We start from the raw sequence: 17,580 nt of genomic DNA, 5'->3' as shown, positions 1-17,580 counted from the left end.
GCCGGAGCGGGCGGAGCGATCGTCACGCCCCCGTGAGCCGTCCTCACTCGCGGCGACATCACACAGAGGAGTCGAAAACATCGCCGCTGTGCCTGAACTGTAGAGAGAAAAATCCGCCCTGTCCACTCATCTGCCCGCTTATCGGGCCTTTTGCGACCCCGTCCGCGACCCCCGTCGCCGTCCCTCCAGGATGGCCACCGACATGCCCGTACCGCTGGGCCGGGTCCCGTCCCGCCCGTTTTGAAAAGTTCGCCGCACGGTAATCGGGAACGGTCCTTAGACGCGTCCGGGAGAAAAATGGTTCCGGCCGATTGGTGTCCGGTATCGGCCATCGGCCGGAACCCGGCCCGGCCGTCAGCGCGGCCCGGCCGACAGCTCCCGTGCGGCGGCGTCCGGATCGAGCACCGGGCCCTCCGGGATCAGGTTGAGCAGGGAGGTCGGCACCGGAACCGCCCGGCTGACGTCATAGCCGAGCTTCCCGGCCGTCTCCGCGTCCTTCAGCGCGAACCGCATCCCCTCGGTGACCAGGTAGTGGTTGCGGATGGCGGCGGCCTTGCCGGGGGCCGACATGGCGCCCACCAGGGCGGCGCCGCCGGGCGGGAAGACCAGCTGGTCGACGCCGACGGCGGCGACGGTCTGCGGCGGGTCGGGCAGGGCGCCGTCCAGGGTGACCCGGCCGCCGCTGTTGCCGCTGGGGTCGTCGTAGACCGAGCACAGCGGGGTCCGGTCCGAGTAGGACACGATCTGCGGCGGCCTGCCCGCCAGCTCGGGGTTGGTGACCTGGCGCACGGACTTCGGCGTGGTGTTGATCGTGGCGGGGTCCAGCTGCCCCTCCTGGACGGGCAGGTCGCCGTACGCCCGGCGGGAGTCGGGGTCGGCCCGCAGCAGTTCCTTCTCGATCTCGCTGATCGGGGCGATCCCGTCGGCGAGCTGCACGTAGTAGTTGGTGTTGGAGCCGATGACTACCGAGTAGAGCTGGCCGACCTTGGCCGGCCTGCCGCCCGGGCCGGTGACCTCCTGGCCGAGGGCGGGGATGGCGGGGGCCCGGTAGTCGGGGCCGGCGGGCAGGGCGTTCAGCCACTTGCCCGAGATCTGCGCCGGGTTGGGGTCCAGCGCGGTGACCACGTCCGGGTCGACGCGCAGCCGGCGGTTCTTCCAGATCAGCCAGGGCTGGTCGGCGGACCGGATCAGCACGGCCTGGTCGTCGCGCAGCGACCGGCCGCCGACCTGGCTGCCGACCACCAGGGAGACCGTCGAGACATGGCCCAGGGTGGCGTTGTCGACCGCCCGCACGCACGCCGACCAGGGGGTCCTCACCAGCTGCTTGGCGTCGGGCAGGGTGTTGGGGGCGCCGGAGATGCCGATCAGCGGGCCGCGCGGGAAGTCGTCCAGGGAGTTGCGGGAGACGGTGCGCCGGCTCTTGCTGTCCGCGCCGGCCATCAGCCGGGCCGACACGTAGTTGGCGACCGGGCAGAGCTTGCCGTCCTCGCACCACACGTAGCGGGCGCCGGTCTCCTTCTCGATGATCAGCATCCCGGCCTGCCTGAGGTTGGTGGCCCCGCCGGGCCGCAGGATGCCGAAGATGCCGAACACCGCCATCACCAGGACGGTGATCATGACGCCGGCGAACGTGGAGACGTTGATCCGGCGCATCGGCAGCTCGGGGTTGTCGGGCTGGCCGAGGATCAGCGCCAGGGAGGCGCGCTGGGTGCTCAGCCGGTGGGCCTGCAGCAGGTCCTTGCGGGTCTGCATGAGCTCAGCCCCCCAGGCCGCGGACCCAGGCGTACAGTCCGGCCTCGCCGAGCGCCAGCGGGATCAGCCCGAGCGCGACGGTGAAGTCACACACGTCGGCGGCCCGGCCCCAGAACGGCGAGGGCTTCTTGCCGGGCAGCCACAGCCCGGTGGCCACGACGACGGCGCCCGCCGCGATCAGCGGGACCACCGCGCCGAGCAGGACCACCGGCTGGGAGGAGCCGGCGGTGATGCCGATCCCCAGCACGCCGAGCCCGACCCAGCCGGGGACCAGCAGGTTCAGCCGCTGGAACCGGCCGCGGAAGATCCGCGAGCGCAGCAGCAGCGCCAGCGCGATGAACCCGGCGGTGAGCGGGGCCAGCCAGCCGTCGGCCAGCGACAGCGGGATCACCGCGACCAGCCCGATCAGGCCGACCGCCAGGGTGATGCCGGTGACGATCCGGTCGGCGCGGGCGGTGCGGCGGCGCACCAGGTTGCCGTCCACGGGCAGGGTGTCGCGGCGCAGTTCCTCGACGTTGGCGGGCGGCGGCGGCAGGGTGACCCGGGCCAGCCGGAACGCGATGGCGGGGGCGAGCGGGATCAGCGCCATGAACACCACGCAGGTGACGGCGGCGATGCCGGGCCCGGACAGGTCGTCGAACAGCAGCCCGGCGCCGGTGCCCAGGCAGCCGGCCAGCGCGGCGGCCCCGGTGCCCAGGAACATCGGCAGCCCGTCGGCGACGGCCACCGCGGCGATCGCCGAGACCAGCACCATGACCGCGAAGCCGGACAGCAGGTGCAGCGCGCCGAGCTCGGTGAGCGGGTCGTGGCGGGCGGGGCCGAGCATGCCGGCCAGGAACGCGTGCGGCAGCGCCACGAAGCCGAGCATCGCCCCGGCCACCGAGTCGCCCGCCGCCCGCGACACCGACACGCCCGCGACCAGCAGCACCAGCGCCAGCACCCCGGCGGCGACGGAGGGGACGATCCACGGCGGGCCGGCCAGCAGCAGGATCACCGCGGCGAACACCGCGGTGCCGGCCCCGGCGCCCAGGGCGAACACCCGGGTCCACTCGATCCGCCAGCGGTCCGGCTGCTCGTTGACGCCGGTGGCCACCACGTCGGCGACGTCGTCGAACGAGGGCTCGGGCAGCTGGGACATGCCCGGCCGCAGGTAGAGCTGCTCGCCGTCGCGCAGATTGGCCTGGCCGGGGGTCTGGTCGCCGGCGAAGGGAGCCTCGTCGAGGCGCTGCAGCACCCAGCCGCCGTGGGCCAGCCCCCGTTCGGCCAGGTTCTCCCCGAGATAGTGCAGGATCGCCGGGAAGAGCTGGGCGAACGGCACGTCGGTGGGCAGGGAGATATCGACCCTACGCTGCGGACCGACCACCGTGACCCGGCAGAGATCCGTTCCCGCAGTCGGACTCAACTCGTTCCTCGCAAACGGCGGGGCCGGCACCCCCGCCGAACCCCGATCAAACACCCTGAATCAGTGGACAGCCACCTAGCATGGCCGAAACGGGGACCGGCCGCCACTCCGTCACCGGGCCTCCGGACGGCCGCTGACCGCATCCGGTCGCGAATGGCGCGAGGATTCGAGGCGAACTTCCCCGGGCCGCCAGTTGAACGTTCGACTTCCGGTAATTACGGGTGTCAGTGCGGGCCGCCCGAGGCGTCCGGCCGCGGCCGGACACGGCCGCACGGTCGCGTCGGACGGTCCGGACCTGGCACGCTTCTCGGTGGAGAACGTCACCGGCCGCCACGACCCGGACGGCAGTCCCTAAAATGCCGGGGATTCCCCGGCGCGTCCGGGTTCCGGCGATCGAGCAGCAACCGAGGAGAGACCGGGTGAGCACCGTACTCGTGCGGCGCAGGGAGCGCAGGCAGCCGCCCCAGCTGCCGAGGGGCGAGATTCTGCTGGAGTCGCCGCCCGAGCTGCCCGAGGTCGTCACCAACTCCTTCCAGAACGTCATGCAGTACCTGCCGATGGCGGCGGGCTCGGGCGCGATGGTGTTCATGTTCATGAACCCCAACGCCAACGTGCTGCAGATGGTGGCGGGCGGCATGTTCGCGCTGTCGATGGTCGGCATGATGTTCAGCCAGCTCGGCCAGAACAGCGGCGAGCGGAAGATGAAGCTGAACGGCGCCCGCCGCGACTACCTGCGCTATCTCGGCCAGGTACGGGTCAAGGTCCGCAAGGCCGCCAAGCAGCAGCGCGAGGCGCTGGAGTGGAACAACCCCGCCCCCGGCCGGCTGTGGTCCATGGTGATGAGCCCCCGGCTGTGGGAGCGGCGCACCTCCGACGCCGACTTCGCCCAGGTCCGCATCGGGACCGGCGCGCAGCGGCTGGCGGTCCAGCTGATCCCGCCGGAGACCAAGCCGGTGGAGGACCTGGAGCCGATGACCGCCGGGGCGCTGCGCCGGTTCCTGCGCGCCCACTCCACCGTGCCGGACCTGCCGGTGGCGATCTCGCTGCGGTCGTTCGCCCGGATCCTGCCCGAGGGCGAGCCGGACGCGGTGTACGGCATGGTGCGCGCGATGATCATGCAGCTGGCCGCCTTCCACTCCCCCGACGACGTGCGGATCACCGTCTGCGCCTCGCCGGACCGGATGCCGTACTGGCAGTGGATGAAGTGGCTGCCGCACACCCTGCACCCCACCGAGCACGACGCGGCCGGGCAGATCCGGCTGATGACCGGCGCCATGGCCGAGCTGGAGAACCTGCTCGGCGCGGAGATCAAGGACCGCAGCATGTTCGGCGCCGCGCGCACCCCGGCCGAGCCGTTCCACCTGATCGTCGTGGACGGCGGCCAGGCCTCCTACGACTCGCAGATCGCCACCGACGGCATCGACGGGGTGTGCGTGGTCGACCTGACCGGCAGCGTCGCGCAGACCGCCGAGAACACCATGCTGCGGCTGCGGATCACCAAGGACCGCATCCAGATGGTCAAGCGCGACCGCACCGGCAAGGACGTGCTCACCGGCATCGGGAAGCCGGACCGGGCCGGGATCGCCGAGGCCGAGGCGCTGGCCCGGCAGCTGGCGCCGCTGCGGGCCAGCGCCGCCGACGAGCCGGAGGAGGACGTCCTCGCCGGCAACATGACGCTGACCTCGCTGCTGGGCATCGACGACGTCTACAACGTCGACCCGAACGTGGTGTGGCGGCCCCGGCCGCAGCGCAACCGGCTGCGGGTGCCGATCGGCATCGACGCCGACGGCCGGCCGCTGGAGCTGGACATCAAGGAGTCGGCGCAGGGCGGCATGGGCCCGCACGGGCTGTGCATCGGGGCGACCGGTTCCGGCAAGTCGGAGCTGCTGCGGACGCTGGTGCTGGGGCTGGCGCTGACGCACTCCCCCGAGGTGCTCAACTTCGTGCTGGTCGACTTCAAGGGCGGTGCGACGTTCCTGGGCATGGAGGGCCTGCGGCACGTCTCGGCGATCATCACCAACCTGGAGGACGAGCTCCCGCTGGTCGACCGCATGTACGACGCGCTGCACGGCGAGATGGTGCGGCGCCAGGAGCACCTGCGCAAGTCCGGCAACTACGCCTCGCTGCGCGACTACGAGAAGGCGCGGCTGGAGGGGGCGCCGCTGCAGCCGATGCCGTCGCTGTTCATCGTGCTGGACGAGTTCTCCGAGCTGCTGAGCGCCAAGCCGGACTTCGCCGAGCTGTTCGTGATGATCGGCCGGCTGGGCCGTTCGCTGGGCGTGCACCTGCTGCTGGCCTCGCAGCGCCTGGAGGAGGGCAAGCTGCGCGGCCTGGACACGCACCTGTCGTACCGGATCGGCCTGCGGACGTTCTCGGCGATGGAGTCGCGGGTGGTGCTGGGCGTGCCCGACGCCTACGAGCTGCCGCCCGCGCCCGGTAACGGCTACCTGAAGTTCGCCACCGAGCCGCTGGTGCGGTTCAAGGCCGGGTACGTGTCCGGCCCGGTCGACGAGGTGCAGCAGAGCCAGCAGTCGCAGGGCCCGCAGATCGTCCGCCAGGTGCTGCCGTACATCCCGGACTACATCCAGCCGCAGGTCATCGAGCAGCCGCAGCCCGAGCAGCGGCAACAGGACGGCGGCAAGAGCTCCGAGGCGCTGTTCGACGTGGTGGTGCGCCAGCTCATCGGGCACGGGCCGGAGCCGCACCAGATCTGGCTGCCGCCGCTGGACGTCCCGCCGACCCTGAACGAGCTGCTGCCGCCGCTGTCGGCGACCCCCGCGCACGGCCTGACCACCGACGGCTGGGAGTGGCGGGGCCGGCTGCACGCCGTGGTCGGCCTGGTGGACCGGCCGTTCGACCAGCGCCGCGACCCGTACTGGCTGGACCTGTCCGGCGGCGCCGGTCACGTGGGCGTGGCGGGCGGCCCGCAGACCGGCAAGTCCACCGTGCTGCGGACGCTGATCACCTCGCTGGCGCTGCTGCACACGCCGGAGGAGGTGCAGTTCTACTGCCTGGACTTCGGCGGTGGAACGCTGGCGGCGATGTCGGACCTGCCGCACATCGGCTCGGTCGCCACCCGGCTGGACGCCGACCGGATCCGCCGTACCGTGGCCGAGGTCTCCACGCTGCTGGAGAACCGGGAACGGGAGTTCGCCGAGCGCGGCATCGACTCGATGGCCACCTACCGGCGGATGCGCGCCACCACCGACTACGCCGGCGACGGGTACGGCGACGTGTTCCTGGTGGTGGACAACTGGCTGACGCTGCGGCAGGACTACGAGAACCTCGAGGAGAGCATCACCCAGCTCGCCGCCCGCGGCCTGGGGTACGGCATCCACGTCGTGGTGGCCAGCAACAAGTGGTCGGAGTTCCGCACCAGCATCCGCGACCTGCTCGGCACCAAGCTGGAGCTGCGGCTCGGCGACCCGTACGAGTCGGAGATCGACCGCAAGAAGGCCGACAACGTGCCGGAGAACCGGCCCGGCCGGGGCCTGTCGCGGGACGGCTACCACTTCCTGACCGCGCTGCCCCGGATCGACGGCGACGCCAACGCCGAGACCATCGCCGATGGCGTCACCGCCACCGTCAAGGCGATCCGCGAGGCCTGGCACGGCCCGGCCGCCCGCCCGGTCCGGCTGCTGCCGGACGTGCTGCCGATCGGCCGGCTGCCGTCGGTCGCCGAGACCGGCACCCGGCTGCCGATCGGGATCGACGAGGACACCCTGTCGCCGGTCTACCTGGACTTCGCGGGCGACCCGCACTTCCTGGTCATCGGCGACGCCGAGTGCGGCAAGTCCAACCTGCTGCGGATGATCGCCGCCGGGATCGCCGAACGGTACACGCCCAACCAGGCGCGGATGATCTTCATCGACTACAGCCGTTCGCTGCTGGACGTGGCCGAGACCGAGCACCAGATCGGCTACGCGGCCTCGTCCACCGCCGCGAGCTCCCTGGTCCGCGACATCCACGGGGCCATGGAGTCCCGGCTGCCCCCGGCCGACCTGACCCCGGAGCAGCTGCGCTCCCGCTCCTGGTGGACGGGCGCGGAGCTGTTCCTGATCATCGACGACTACGAGATGGTCGCCACCTCCGACAACCCGCTGCGACCCCTGGTCGAGATGCTGCCGCAGGCCCGCGACATCGGCCTGCACCTCATCGTCGCCCGCTCCATGGGCGGCGCCGGCCGCGCCATGTTCGACCCGGTCGTCCAGCGCATCAAGGAGATGGCCTCGCCGGGCCTGATCATGTCCGGCAACAAGGACGAGGGCATCCTGCTGGGCAACGTCAAGCCGCACAAGCTCCCCCCGGGCCGCGGCTACCACATCGACCGCCGCACCGGCACCCGCCTCATCCAGACCGCCTACCGAGAGGCCTGACCCGGACCGCACGAAATGCCAGGGAACGCAGTCCCGTTCCCTGGCATTTCGTCTTATGACCACCGCACGCCACGGCGAGGGACTCCCCTGCCGGCCACCTCGGGCAGACGCCCACCGGCCGATCTCGTCCGTTCATGCCGAGGCCGCCGAGAATTCGCAGGAAATGCCGCCCGCCTGCGTGGGGAGAAGGGGATGGCTAAACTGGCACAACCCGGTCACCGGGGACGTCGTCGGAACCGTCGTCCCCCGAGAAGGAGACGCGGCAGGTCATGGACTTCGACATCAGCAACCTGGATCCGGCGCAGGCGCTCCGGCAGTCGGAGGAGCGCATGAAGGTGCTCTCCGCCGTGCGGGCGAAGATGGCGGATCTGGAGGGGCGGGCGGAATCCGCCGACGGGCGGATCCGGGTGACGTGCAACGTCCGGGATCCGCTGGCGGAGATCCACATCGATCCGCGGGCGATGCGGATGAGCTCGCAGGAACTGGCGGAGACGATCCGTGAGACGGCGCGCAGGGCCCGCGAGCACCTCGACGAACAGGTCGAGGAGCTGACGGCGCAGCAGTTCGGCGACACCGTCAATCCGCTGGACCTGCTCAAGGACCCCGAGCGGCTCAAGGAGTCGCTGAGCGACATGCAGAACATGTTCGCCAAGGCGAGCTCGGACGCCCAGACCATGCTCGACCAGCTGCAGCGTCAGCTGGGAATCCGGATCGACACCAGCCGGTGATCGCTTCCGGCGGTCGTGTCCCGAGGTGACCTGATGCACTCGCTGCAGATGCTGGGCGACGTCCCCGCGGTGTGGCTGGCGAACGAGCCCGCCGACGGCGGCGAAAATCCCTACGCGGTGTTCGGTGCGTTCGCGGCGGCGTCCGCTTTCCTGATCTTCCGTGTGGTCCTCGGCGTCCTGGCCTACACGGGGCGCTGGCGGCGCTGGCACCAGCGCAATTCCGACACGATGAACCGCACGCCCTATTCACCGTTCTACTTCATGTGGCTCTCGGTGGCGGGATTGTGCATCCTGGGACCGCTCACCGTCGGCGAGGCACTCGCGCTGCTGGGCGTCGTCGAGAACGACGGGACGGATCCGCCCCTCTGGCTGCTCATGCCATTCCTGTGCACGGCGCTGCTGGCCAGTCTCGTGGCCTGCCTGTACGCCATCTATCCCCCGAAGTGGGCGCTGCCCCGCTACGTGCGGGAGGCGGAGGGCCGGGATCGTCCCCGCGGGGACCGGACCCCCCAGGAGGACGAGCGGCCGGAGCCGTCCTCCTGACTCCCGCCCATGCCCTTCCGGCCATCGGCCGGAAGGGCATGGGCGACCTCAGGAACCGGACCCCTGCGGCTGCGTCCGGTCCACGTACTTCTCCGCGTTGCTCCTCTTGTCGTTCGGCCCGTTGCCCTGCTCGTCGTCACCGGCGTATCCGGTGTCCAGCCCGACCTTCCTCGCGCCCCAGTCGATCAGGGGATCGGTGATCTGCGTGGGCGCCGACCCGTCCAGCAGGCCCGTGGCGTTGGCCGCCACGTCGGCGCCGCCCAGGCCCGCGAAGATCCTCTCCAGATTGGTCCATCCCCCGGCCCGGGCGGCCTCGGTCGGCCTGCCCCACCAGTTGGTGGCGGGAGTCTTGAACATCTTGCCGTAGGCCCACTGGTTCAGCCAGGCCAGGCTGCCCTTGAGGGTGTCGTCGATGCCGCGCACGAAGGCGTTCCCGAACGTGGCCAGCACCCGGTTGTTGCCCTGGGTCGCCTGGCCTGCGGCGTTCGTCACGAGCATCGCCCCCCAGATGGCGGCGATACCGCGGGACGTCCACTCGATGGCCGTGGCCGACACGTTCAGGACCGTGTACGCCATGTTGGCGAACTGGTTCGCCGTGGCCTCCAGTTGCAGCGCGGCGGGGGCTCCGACGACGGTGCCCGCCGCGATGACGATGGCGGTGGCGAAGATCGCCAGCAGGGTCATGATCAGGAACAGCATGTAGATGAAGATCCCGACCATCACGGCCAGGACGTACAGGCACCCGGCGATGCTCCAGCCGATCTGGTCCTGGTAGTTCTCCATCTTGCCGTCGAAGGCGTTCCGGTCCTTGCCGTTCCAGCGATCCCGGCCGAGCCGGGTGTGCCGGTACTCGTCGATCCTGTCCTGGGACTGCTCGAGCTCGGCGATCATGTCCTTCCAGCCGTCGGCGCCGTCCCACACCTTGGCCGGATCCCCCTGGGCCTTGAAGGTGAGCGGGATGATCGGGATGGCCGCGGGGATGATCGCGGCGACCCACAGCGCCTCGAACATGGCCGCCTGCGCGAACCCCTGGCACGGACTCAGCGCGTTGCCGTCCCCCATCAGCCCTGCACCTTCCTGATCGCAGACGCCCGCTCGGCCTCTTCGTCGTTCTTCGCCGCGTCCTGCATGCGGTTGTTGAAGTCGATGGCGACCTTGCCCTTTTCCATGAGGTCCTGGTCGGCCCACTCGATGACCTGGGTGTAGACCAGCGCCGCGCTGATGCACAGCATCGTGTAGACCTCGGGCTGCACTTCGCGGGGTTTGTCGTTCAGCTTGTACCGCGCCTTTTTGAACAGGTCGAGCATCTCCGTCTCGATCGCCTTCCCCAGGTTCCGCATCTCCTGGGGATGGAAGCGCATCTCCCCCGTCCCGCCGGAGGTGGGACGGGGCGGAGCCGGTGCGGGGCCCGGCCCGGGCGTACGGGTCTGACCGCCGCCCGAGGACGGCGGTCCCGGTGCGGGTCCGGGGCCGTTCAGAGCTTTGGCGATCCTGTTCTCGTCTCCCAAGAGGACTCCCCGTTTCGGCGCGCAGCGCAGTCACGACAAACGTCCGAGCACCCCATGCTGTCATATTTCGGCTTTCCGTTCGCACCTTCCCGCCGAATCAGGACCGCGCCGAGGAATGGGATCCGCGGCCGGCGCATGTCCCGGGTGGCGGTGACCCCGGCCGCCGCGGTGCCGTGGCCCGCGCGATCCCATGGCCCGGCCGGGCGGACCGGGCCCGCCTCGGCCGCGGCCGTCCGAGGTCGCGGCGCCGTTCCGGCGGGGCGGGCGTGATGCCAAACAGTTGCTATTCAGGGGTGGGGGTGGTGGATTTTAGGCTGATCCGCGCGGGCGCATATGCCAAGGAAAGGACGGGGAGTTGAGCATGTCGGCGGATCTCCTTCGGCTCGCGGTGATCATCGGCAGCGTCCGGGAGGGACGGTTCGGGCCGGTCGTGGCGCGGTGGTTCGCCCATGAGGCGCGGATGGACGGGCAGTTCGACGTGGACGTCATCGATCTGGCCGAGGCGAACCTGCCGCCGGTGCTGACCGAGGACTTCCCGCCGGAGCGGACCGCGCTCCAGCCGCGGCTGGCGGCGGCGGACGCCTTCGTCCTGGTGACCCCCGAGTACAACCGCGGCTATCCGGCCTCGGTGAAGAACCTCATCGACTGGTACCTGGAGGAGTGGCAGGCCAAGCCGGTGGGGTTCGTCTCCTACGGGCACCGGGCCGGCGGGCTGCGGTCGGTGGACCATCTGGGGTCGGTGCTGGTCGACCTGCACGCGGTGCCGCTGCGGGACTCGGTCAGCTTCCACAACGCCTGGGACCTGTTCGACGGGTACGACGAGAACGACCCGGACCGGATGCCGCAGGACACCCGGGCCGCGGCCAAGCTGCTGCTGGACCGGCTGCGCTGGTGGGCCACGGCGTTGCGCGACGCCCGGCGGGCGCGGCCGTACAACGCCTGACCCGCGGACGGCAGGGCCCTTCGCCGTGCTCGCGGCGAAGGGCCCTGCCGGTTGCGGCGAGAGCGGCGAGCCCGCACGGCCGAGGGCGGTGACGGGCGCTTCCCCCGGACGTTAACCCCGGCCCACGGGTCCGGTGAATAGCAGGACCATGACAATTCTCCGCCCGGCCGCGCACCAATTTCCTGCCGTCGAGGAACGCCATGACGCGAATTAGGCTGCGCCCGGGATCAACTGCCGTATCCAGCGCTGGAGGTGGTCCGCGTGTCCCCTGTGAGCCGACCCGCCCGGACGGCGGTCATCGGTGGCGGAATGGCCGGCTGTGCCGCCGCCAGAACGCTCGTCAAAGCCGGCCGGGAAGTGGTGCTGTTCGAGGCCGGAGAGGGGCTCGGCGGGCGGGCCAGGTCATGGCACCGGCCCGAGATCGAGCCGCATGTCGGCATCAACCTGATGTACGTCAGCTTCTATCCGCTGATGACCGAGCTGATCCGCGAGTACGGGCTGCGCGACGAGCTGGTGAAGATCTCCAGTGACGTCTACATCGTGCACAAGGGCCGGCCCGTTCCGCTGTCCTCGGACTCGCCGCTGAACCTGCTGAAGTATCCGCACGCCCCGCTGGCCGACCGGTTCCGGTTCCTGCTGTGGTCGCTGGGCGAGGTGCGCCGGCGCAAGCAGCTCGACCTGTTCGACCCGGTGAAGGTCGCGCCGTTCGACGACGGCACCAGCGCGGCCGAGCTCGGCTACCGCAAGCTGTCCCGGGAGGGCTTCGACACCCTGCTGCGCCCGCAGATCGAGGGCTTCTGGAACTTCGCCTGCGAGAAGATCTCCGCCGTGCACGCCCGGGCGCTGCTGGCCTGGCTGGGCGGCTCGGAGTTCTACGTGTTCCGGGACGGCATGCAGGTGCTGGCCGAGCGCAACGCCGAGGGCGCCGACGTCCGGACCGGGCACGAGGTGACCGACCTGCAGACGGTGGACGGCGGCCGGGTGCGGGTGACGGCCCGCCCCGCCTCCGGGGAGCCGGTCACCGAGACGTTCGACGACGTGGTGGTGGCGGTGCCCGCGCCGATCGCCGCCAAGCTGGCCGCGGCGCTGCCGCAGGAGGTGGTGGGCGCCGGCACCCGCCGGTTCCTGGAGTCCCAGGAGTACGAGCCGGCGCTGTCGGTGTCGTTCCTGCTCGACCCGGCGGGGCTGCCGTCGCACGCGCACATCGTGGCGGGCGGCCCGGACGACCCGCCGCTGCGCAACATGATCACCTACCCGCGCCGGGTCCGCGACGAGCAGGGACGGCCGGTCGACAGGCTGCTGGTGTTCGCCTACCCGGGCCGGGCGGTGACCCGCCGGCTGCTGGGCCGTCCCACCGAGGAGCAGTTCGCCGAGGTCGCCCCGCTGCTGCGCACCCTGTGGCCGGACCTGGCGGCCGAGCCGCAGCCGTTCCAGATCGCCGAGCGGCCGTTCGGGTTCCCGATCCCGGCCCCGGGGCGCTACCGCCGTTCGGTGGAGGTGATGCGGAACCAGGGCGCGCCGGTGGTGTTCGCCGGGGACTACTTCAACTCGCCGACCACCGAGGCGGCGATGCTGTCCGGCGTCCGCGCGGCCGAGAAGCTGCTGGGCACGCGCTGACGGGCGCGAAGAACGAGGGGGAGGGCCCGGCGCCCTCCCCCTCGTCGCGTGCCGGTGTCAGGCGGCCAGCGCCTCCCTCAGCAGGCCGGTCAGCAGGCCGGTCAGGATGCCGACGCCGTCGGAGGTCAGCAGGGACTCGGGGTGGAACTGCACCGAGGCGAACCCCGGCCCGCGCAGCGCGTGCACCTCCCCGGTCCCGGTCTCACGGCTGACCTCGACCAGGCCGACCTCGTCCACCTCGATCTTGTCCTCGGGGCAGTGGGCGGCGAACGAGTTGTAGAAGCCCACCCGTTCCCGCCGGCCGAACAGGTCGATGGAGCGCTGCACCCCCTGGTTGGGGACCTCGCGGCGGGCCACCCGCAGGCCGAGCCGCAGCGCGAGCACCTGGTGGCTCAGGCAGACCGCCAGGAACGGCCGCCGTTCGGCCAGCAGCGCGCCCACCGCGGCGTGCAGGTGCGCGATCTTGGGGTGCGCGGTGTCGCGGGGATCGCCGGGACCGGGGCCCATGACGACCAGGTCGTGCCCGTCGAAGGAGTACTCCTCGTCGAAGCGCCGCACCGACAGCGTCAGCCCGAGCGAGCGGAGCTGGTGGGCGAGCATGGAGGTGAAGGTGTCCTCGGCGTCCACCACCAGGACCCGGCGGCCGGCCAGGGCGGGATCGCGCCGGGCCGTCGCACCGCCGAGCCAGTAGCCGGCCACGCCGGTGTTGCGGCGGCCGAGGGCGGTCCGCACGTCGGGATGGGAGCGCAGCGGGACCGGCCCGTCGCCGTCCAGGGCCGACAGCAGGCCGGCCGCCTTGGCGCGCGTCTCGGCGACCTCCCGGCCGGGGTCGGAGTCGCGCACCAGTGTGGCGCCGACGCCGATCCGCATCCGGCCGGCGCGGTCGATGTCGGCGGTGCGGATGCAGATCGCCGAGTCGAGGGTGCGCGCGCCGGCGGCGTCGCGGCCGATGAGGGCCAGCACTCCGCTGTAGTAGCCGCGGCCCTCGGGCTCGTACCGGCCGATCACCCGGCAGGCGTTCTCCAGGGGGCTGCCGGTGACGGTGGGCGCGAACATGGTCTCGCGGAGGATGTCGCGCGGGTCGCGGCCGGTGCCGCCCTCGATGAAGTACTCGGTGTGCGCCAGCCTGGCCATCTGCTTGAGGTACGGGCCCCGTACGCGGACCTCGGCGTCGCACACCCGGGTCATCATCTTCAGTTCCTCGTCGACCACCATGTACAGCTCGTCGCGCTCCTTGGGGTCGTCCAGGAACTCCAGCACCCCCTGCAGGGTCGGCCCGCCGGGCGGATAGCGGTAGGTGCCGCTGATGGGGTTCATCACCGCGACGCCGCCGTGCAGGCTGACGTGGCGTTCGGGGGTGGCGCCGACGAGGGTGCGGTCGCCGGTGTGCACGATGAACGTCCAGTACGCCCCGGACTCGCGTTCCAGCAGGCGGGCGAAGAACGCCAGCGCGTGACGCGGGGAGTAGCCGTCCAGGTCCGCCGTGAACGACCGCTTGACCACGAAGTTGGCGCCCTCGCCGCGGCCGATCTCGTCGGCCACCACCCGGCGGACCACCTCGGCGTAGGCGTCGTCGTCCACGTCGAAGCGCCCGCCGGACAGCGTGATCGGGACGTCGGGTATGCGGGCCAGCGCGTCGGCCACCCGTACCGTGTCCTGGGCGGTCACGGTCAGCGCCAGCAGGGGGGCGCCGTCGTCGGGGCAGGCGAAGCCGCGTTCGGCGATCTGCCGGTAGGGGACGACGGCCAGCACCTCGTGACGCGGCTCCCCCGGCGGGGCGGGGCCGTCGGGCAGCGGCAGCCCGGCCAGGGTGCGCGGCGCCGACACCGTGCCGACCAGCACGTCCAGGGTGTGGGCGCCGCCGCTGTCGGGCCGGTGCAGCAGGGCGAACGGGGGCGGGTCGTCGGACAGGATCCGCTCCAGCAGGGGCATGCGGTCCCCGCTCCGCGGAGCCCCGCGGCGGTCGCCCGCCTCCGCCCACGGGGACCGGGGGATCGTCCCCCACAGGGACATGTCGGCCCCGCTCATCCGACCGCCTCCCGTACCCTGGCCGCGCCGAGCATGGTCAGCGTCTGCTCGGTCGTGGCGACCACCGCGCACCGGCCGGCCGCGTACTCGACCGCCATCCGGTGGCGGTCGGCGGCGAAGTCGGCCACCGCGTCGGCGACCAGGAACGTCTCGATGTCGTTGGTGTAGGCGTCCACCGCCGTCATCAGCACGCCGACGTGGGCGTACACGCCGCACACGATGAGCTGGTCCCGGCCGGCGGCGCGCATGCGGTCCAGCAGGCCGGAGCGGAAGAACGCGCTGTAACGCCACTTGGTGAACATCCAGTCGTCCGGCCCGGGGGTCAGCGGAGGCACCACCTCCCGGTCCTCGGGGGCCACCCGCATGCCGGGCCCCCAGAAGTCCTTGAGCAGGCCGCGCTGCTCGTCGGTCATGCCGCCGGGCTGGGCGGTGTAGGCGACGGGGACGCCGAGCCCGGCGCAGCGTTCGCGGAGCCGGGCGACGTTGCGCACCAGGTCCGCGCGCAGCCGGTCCGGGAACGGCCGCAGGAAGTACCGCTGCATGTCGTGGACGAGCAGCACGGCGCGCGCCGGGTCCGGGGTCCACCGGGCGATGTTGGCGGGCAGGTCGCGCGCCGAGGGCAGCCGGTAGGGCTCGATCGGGGGGATTCCTGGCATGGCGTTCCTCCACGGGGTGAGGGGCTAGACGCCGAGCGTCGCGCCGCCGTCCACGGTCAGCGTGTGCATGGTGATGTGCGCCGCCTGGTCGGACAGCAGGAACAGCACGGCGTCGGCGACGTCCTCGGGCCGGGCCAGCCTGCGCAGCGGGATCCCGACCCGGTAGGCGTCGAGCCGGCCGTCGACGGTGGCGCTGGGGCCGCTGTCGTCGTGCCACATGGACCGCAGCATCGGGGTGTCGGTGGAGCCGGGGGCCACCACGTTGCAGCGGATGCCGTGGGCGGCCAGCTCCAGGCCGAGGCACTTGGTGTACATGGCCGCCGCCGCCTTGGACGCCGCGTACGCCGCCATGTCCATCCGGGCGGTCCCGGCGGCGTTGGACGCCACGGTGACGATCGCGCCGCGCGTCCCCCGCCGCACCATCCGGCCGGCCACCGCGCGCGACATCAGGAAGACCCCGGTGGCGTTGACCGCCAGGCAGTCCGCCCAGTCCCGCTCCAGCAGCGAACGGGCCGGGCCGAGCCGCAGCACGCCGGCGGCGTTGACCAGCCGGTCCACCGGGCCCAGCCGCCGTTCGGCCTCCTCGACCACCGCGTCGACCTGCGCGGCGTCGGCGACGTCGCAGCCGAACGCGGCGACCCGCAGCCCGTCGGCGGTCATCTTGGCCACGGCGTCGTCCAGCGCAGCGGTGTCACGGTCCACGGCGGCCACCGCCGCGCCGCGTCCGGCCAGGGCGCGGGCCACCGCCGCGCCGATCCCGCTCGCCGCCCCGGTCACCAGGGCGACCGTCGAGTCCATCGTCTTGACCTCCTTCGCGGATCAGCCGCACCAGGCCGAGACCACGCTGACGGCCTGGCCGGGGTTGAGCCGCGGATCGCAGAACGTCGTGTACTTGTCGCCGACCCGGTCCACGTGGGCCTGGTTGGGCACGCACTCGGTGACGTCGTCGGGGGTGGTCTCCAGGTGCAGGCCGCCCGCCACGCCGCCGGCCGCCTGCACCGCCGCCTGGAACGCGCGGACCTCCTCGGCCATCCGTTCCACGAAGCGGGTCTTCAGCCCGGCGGGGGTGGTCACCGTGTTGCCGTGCATCGGGTCGGTGAGCCAGATGACCGGGTGCCCGGCCGCGCGCACCGCCTCCACCAGCGGGGGCAGCAGGTCGGCGACGCGGTCGGCGCCCATCCGGGCCACCAGGGTGAGCCGGCCAGGCTCGCGGCCGGGGTCCAGCCGGGCGCACAGCTCCAGCAGCTCGGCCGGTGTCATGGACGGGCCGACCTTGCAGGCCACCGGGTTGACGACCCCGGCCAGCAGGGCGATGTGCGCGCCGTCCAGCCCGCGGGTCCGCTCCCCCACCCACGGCCAGTGGGTGGACGACAGCAGCACCCCACCGGACCCGGCGGGCCGCAGCAGGGGCAGCTCGTAGTCCAGCAGCAGCGCCTCGTGGCTGGTCCACACCGCGGTGTCGGCGTCCCACCGCCGCGCCCGCCGCGTCCAGCCCAGGTGCCGCATCACCGCGGCGGCGGACCGGTAGCCGGCCAGCATCCGCCGCGGGTCGGGCCGCCGCAGCTCCGGGTCGGGCTCGGGGGCGTTGACCATGTGGCCCCGGTAGGCGGGCAGTTCCAGGTCCCCGACCCGCTCGGTCGGCCGGGAGCGGGGCTTGGCGAACTGCCCGGCGATCCGGCCCGCCCGCAGCACCGGCCGGCGGGTGATCATCTTGAGCGTTCCGGCCAGCAGGTCCAGCAGCCCGGCCTTGCGGGCCACGTCGCCGGCGCCGCACTCGGCGGGGTCCTCGGCGCAGTCGCCGGCCAGCACCACCTGCGCCCGCCCGGCCGCGACCCGGGCCAGCAGCGACCGCAGCCGGCGCACGTCCTCCGGTCGCACCAGCGGCGCGCTGTGCGCCAGTTCGCGGCGCACCTGTGCCAGCCTCGGGTCCGCCGCCCACCCGGGCTGCTGCAATGCCGGCCTGGACCGGACGTCTGGCAAAAACTCCTGCACGTATCCTCCTGCACTCGCCCGTGCGTGCCCCTGGC

At 72.2% G+C, this 17,580-nt stretch carries 13 protein-coding genes; 5 read left to right on the top strand and 8 right to left on the bottom strand.

The window, feature by feature from the left end:
- Window positions 1-354 precede the first annotated feature (354 nt).
- Window positions 355-1,752: a type VII secretion protein EccB gene (gene eccB, locus HNR21_RS10210; protein WP_182705006.1), complete on the bottom strand. Its 1,398-nt coding sequence runs from the start codon at window positions 1,750-1,752 to the stop codon at window positions 355-357.
- Between the two features lie 4 nt (window positions 1,753-1,756).
- Complete coding sequence (gene eccD, locus HNR21_RS10205; protein WP_182705005.1) at window positions 1,757-3,154, bottom strand: type VII secretion integral membrane protein EccD; 1,398 nt, start codon at window positions 3,152-3,154, stop codon at window positions 1,757-1,759.
- Between the two features lie 419 nt (window positions 3,155-3,573).
- On the opposite strand from eccD, the gene eccCa reads away from it, so the two are divergent.
- The 3 genes from eccCa (at window position 3,574) to HNR21_RS10190 (ending at window position 8,801) form a co-directional block, all read left to right on the top strand.
- Window positions 3,574-7,530, top strand: coding sequence for a type VII secretion protein EccCa (gene eccCa, locus HNR21_RS10200; protein ID WP_182705004.1), 3,957 nt, complete (start codon window positions 3,574-3,576; stop codon window positions 7,528-7,530).
- 269 nt (window positions 7,531-7,799) lie between these two features.
- On the top strand, window positions 7,800-8,258 hold the full coding sequence (locus HNR21_RS10195) for a YbaB/EbfC family nucleoid-associated protein (protein ID WP_182705003.1): 459 nt from the start codon (window positions 7,800-7,802) through the stop codon (window positions 8,256-8,258).
- A 33-nt stretch (window positions 8,259-8,291) separates the two neighbouring features.
- Window positions 8,292-8,801 carry a hypothetical protein gene (locus HNR21_RS10190; RefSeq protein WP_182705002.1) on the top strand — a complete coding sequence of 170 codons (510 nt, stop codon included), beginning with the start codon at window positions 8,292-8,294 and terminating at the stop codon, window positions 8,799-8,801.
- A gap of 48 nt (window positions 8,802-8,849) precedes the next feature.
- On the opposite strand, the gene HNR21_RS10185 is transcribed toward HNR21_RS10190, so the two are convergent.
- Window positions 8,850-9,863 (bottom strand): hypothetical protein, encoded by a 1,014-nt coding sequence (locus HNR21_RS10185; protein ID WP_182705001.1) that lies wholly within the window; start codon window positions 9,861-9,863, stop codon window positions 8,850-8,852.
- Window positions 9,863-10,162 carry a hypothetical protein gene (locus HNR21_RS10180; protein WP_119726937.1) on the bottom strand — a complete coding sequence of 100 codons (300 nt, stop codon included), beginning with the start codon at window positions 10,160-10,162 and terminating at the stop codon, window positions 9,863-9,865. The genes HNR21_RS10185 and HNR21_RS10180 overlap by 1 nt, the downstream gene beginning before the upstream one ends.
- 508 nt (window positions 10,163-10,670) lie before the next feature.
- On the opposite strand from HNR21_RS10180, the gene HNR21_RS10175 reads away from it, so the two are divergent.
- Together HNR21_RS10175 and HNR21_RS10170 are read left to right on the top strand one after the other, a co-directional pair.
- Window positions 10,671-11,252 (top strand): NADPH-dependent FMN reductase, encoded by a 582-nt coding sequence (locus tag HNR21_RS10175; protein ID WP_119726936.1) that lies wholly within the window; start codon window positions 10,671-10,673, stop codon window positions 11,250-11,252.
- Between the two features lie 261 nt (window positions 11,253-11,513).
- Window positions 11,514-12,869, top strand: a complete 1,356-nt coding sequence (locus HNR21_RS10170; RefSeq protein WP_312880965.1) for an FAD-dependent oxidoreductase — start codon at window positions 11,514-11,516, stop codon at window positions 12,867-12,869.
- A 57-nt stretch (window positions 12,870-12,926) separates the two neighbouring features.
- Here the strand turns inward: HNR21_RS10170 and HNR21_RS10165 are convergent, their stop codons facing one another.
- The 4 genes from HNR21_RS10165 to HNR21_RS10150 all read right to left on the bottom strand — a co-directional run bounded on the left by HNR21_RS10165 (window position 12,927) and on the right by HNR21_RS10150 (window position 17,545).
- Window positions 12,927-14,801 (bottom strand): anthranilate synthase family protein, encoded by a 1,875-nt coding sequence (locus HNR21_RS10165; RefSeq protein WP_182708577.1) that lies wholly within the window; start codon window positions 14,799-14,801, stop codon window positions 12,927-12,929.
- Between the two features lie 92 nt (window positions 14,802-14,893).
- On the bottom strand, window positions 14,894-15,553 hold the full coding sequence (locus HNR21_RS10160) for an isochorismatase family protein (protein ID WP_119726933.1): 660 nt from the start codon (window positions 15,551-15,553) through the stop codon (window positions 14,894-14,896).
- Between the two features lie 24 nt (window positions 15,554-15,577).
- Window positions 15,578-16,351: a 2,3-dihydro-2,3-dihydroxybenzoate dehydrogenase gene (locus tag HNR21_RS10155; RefSeq protein WP_182705000.1), complete on the bottom strand. Its 774-nt coding sequence runs from the start codon at window positions 16,349-16,351 to the stop codon at window positions 15,578-15,580.
- A 21-nt stretch (window positions 16,352-16,372) separates the two neighbouring features.
- Window positions 16,373-17,545: a 3-deoxy-7-phosphoheptulonate synthase gene (locus tag HNR21_RS10150; protein ID WP_182704999.1), complete on the bottom strand. Its 1,173-nt coding sequence runs from the start codon at window positions 17,543-17,545 to the stop codon at window positions 16,373-16,375.
- Window positions 17,546-17,580 lie beyond the last annotated feature (35 nt).

It is taken from the genome of Thermomonospora cellulosilytica (assembly GCF_014138835.1).
Taxonomy (GTDB): Bacteria; Actinomycetota; Actinomycetes; order Streptosporangiales; family Streptosporangiaceae; genus Thermomonospora; species Thermomonospora amylolytica.
This window is presented reverse-complemented; position numbering and strand designations above follow the sequence as displayed.

Coding starts and splice junctions, on each gene's coding strand:
- eccB (WP_182705006.1), bottom strand. CDS start 1,752: ATGCAGACCCGCAAGGACCTGCTGCAGGCCCACCGGCTGAGCACCCAG.
- HNR21_RS10180 (WP_119726937.1), bottom strand. CDS start 10,162: ATGCGCTTCCATCCCCAGGAGATGCGGAACCTGGGGAAGGCGATCGAG.
- HNR21_RS10175 (WP_119726936.1), top strand. CDS start 10,671: ATGTCGGCGGATCTCCTTCGGCTCGCGGTGATCATCGGCAGCGTCCGG.
- HNR21_RS10185 (WP_182705001.1), bottom strand. CDS start 9,863: ATGGGGGACGGCAACGCGCTGAGTCCGTGCCAGGGGTTCGCGCAGGCG.
- HNR21_RS10155 (WP_182705000.1), bottom strand. CDS start 16,351: ATGGACTCGACGGTCGCCCTGGTGACCGGGGCGGCGAGCGGGATCGGC.
- HNR21_RS10165 (WP_182708577.1), bottom strand. CDS start 14,801: ATGCCCCTGCTGGAGCGGATCCTGTCCGACGACCCGCCCCCGTTCGCC.
- HNR21_RS10195 (WP_182705003.1), top strand. CDS start 7,800: ATGGACTTCGACATCAGCAACCTGGATCCGGCGCAGGCGCTCCGGCAG.
- HNR21_RS10190 (WP_182705002.1), top strand. CDS start 8,292: ATGCACTCGCTGCAGATGCTGGGCGACGTCCCCGCGGTGTGGCTGGCG.
- HNR21_RS10160 (WP_119726933.1), bottom strand. CDS start 15,553: ATGCCAGGAATCCCCCCGATCGAGCCCTACCGGCTGCCCTCGGCGCGC.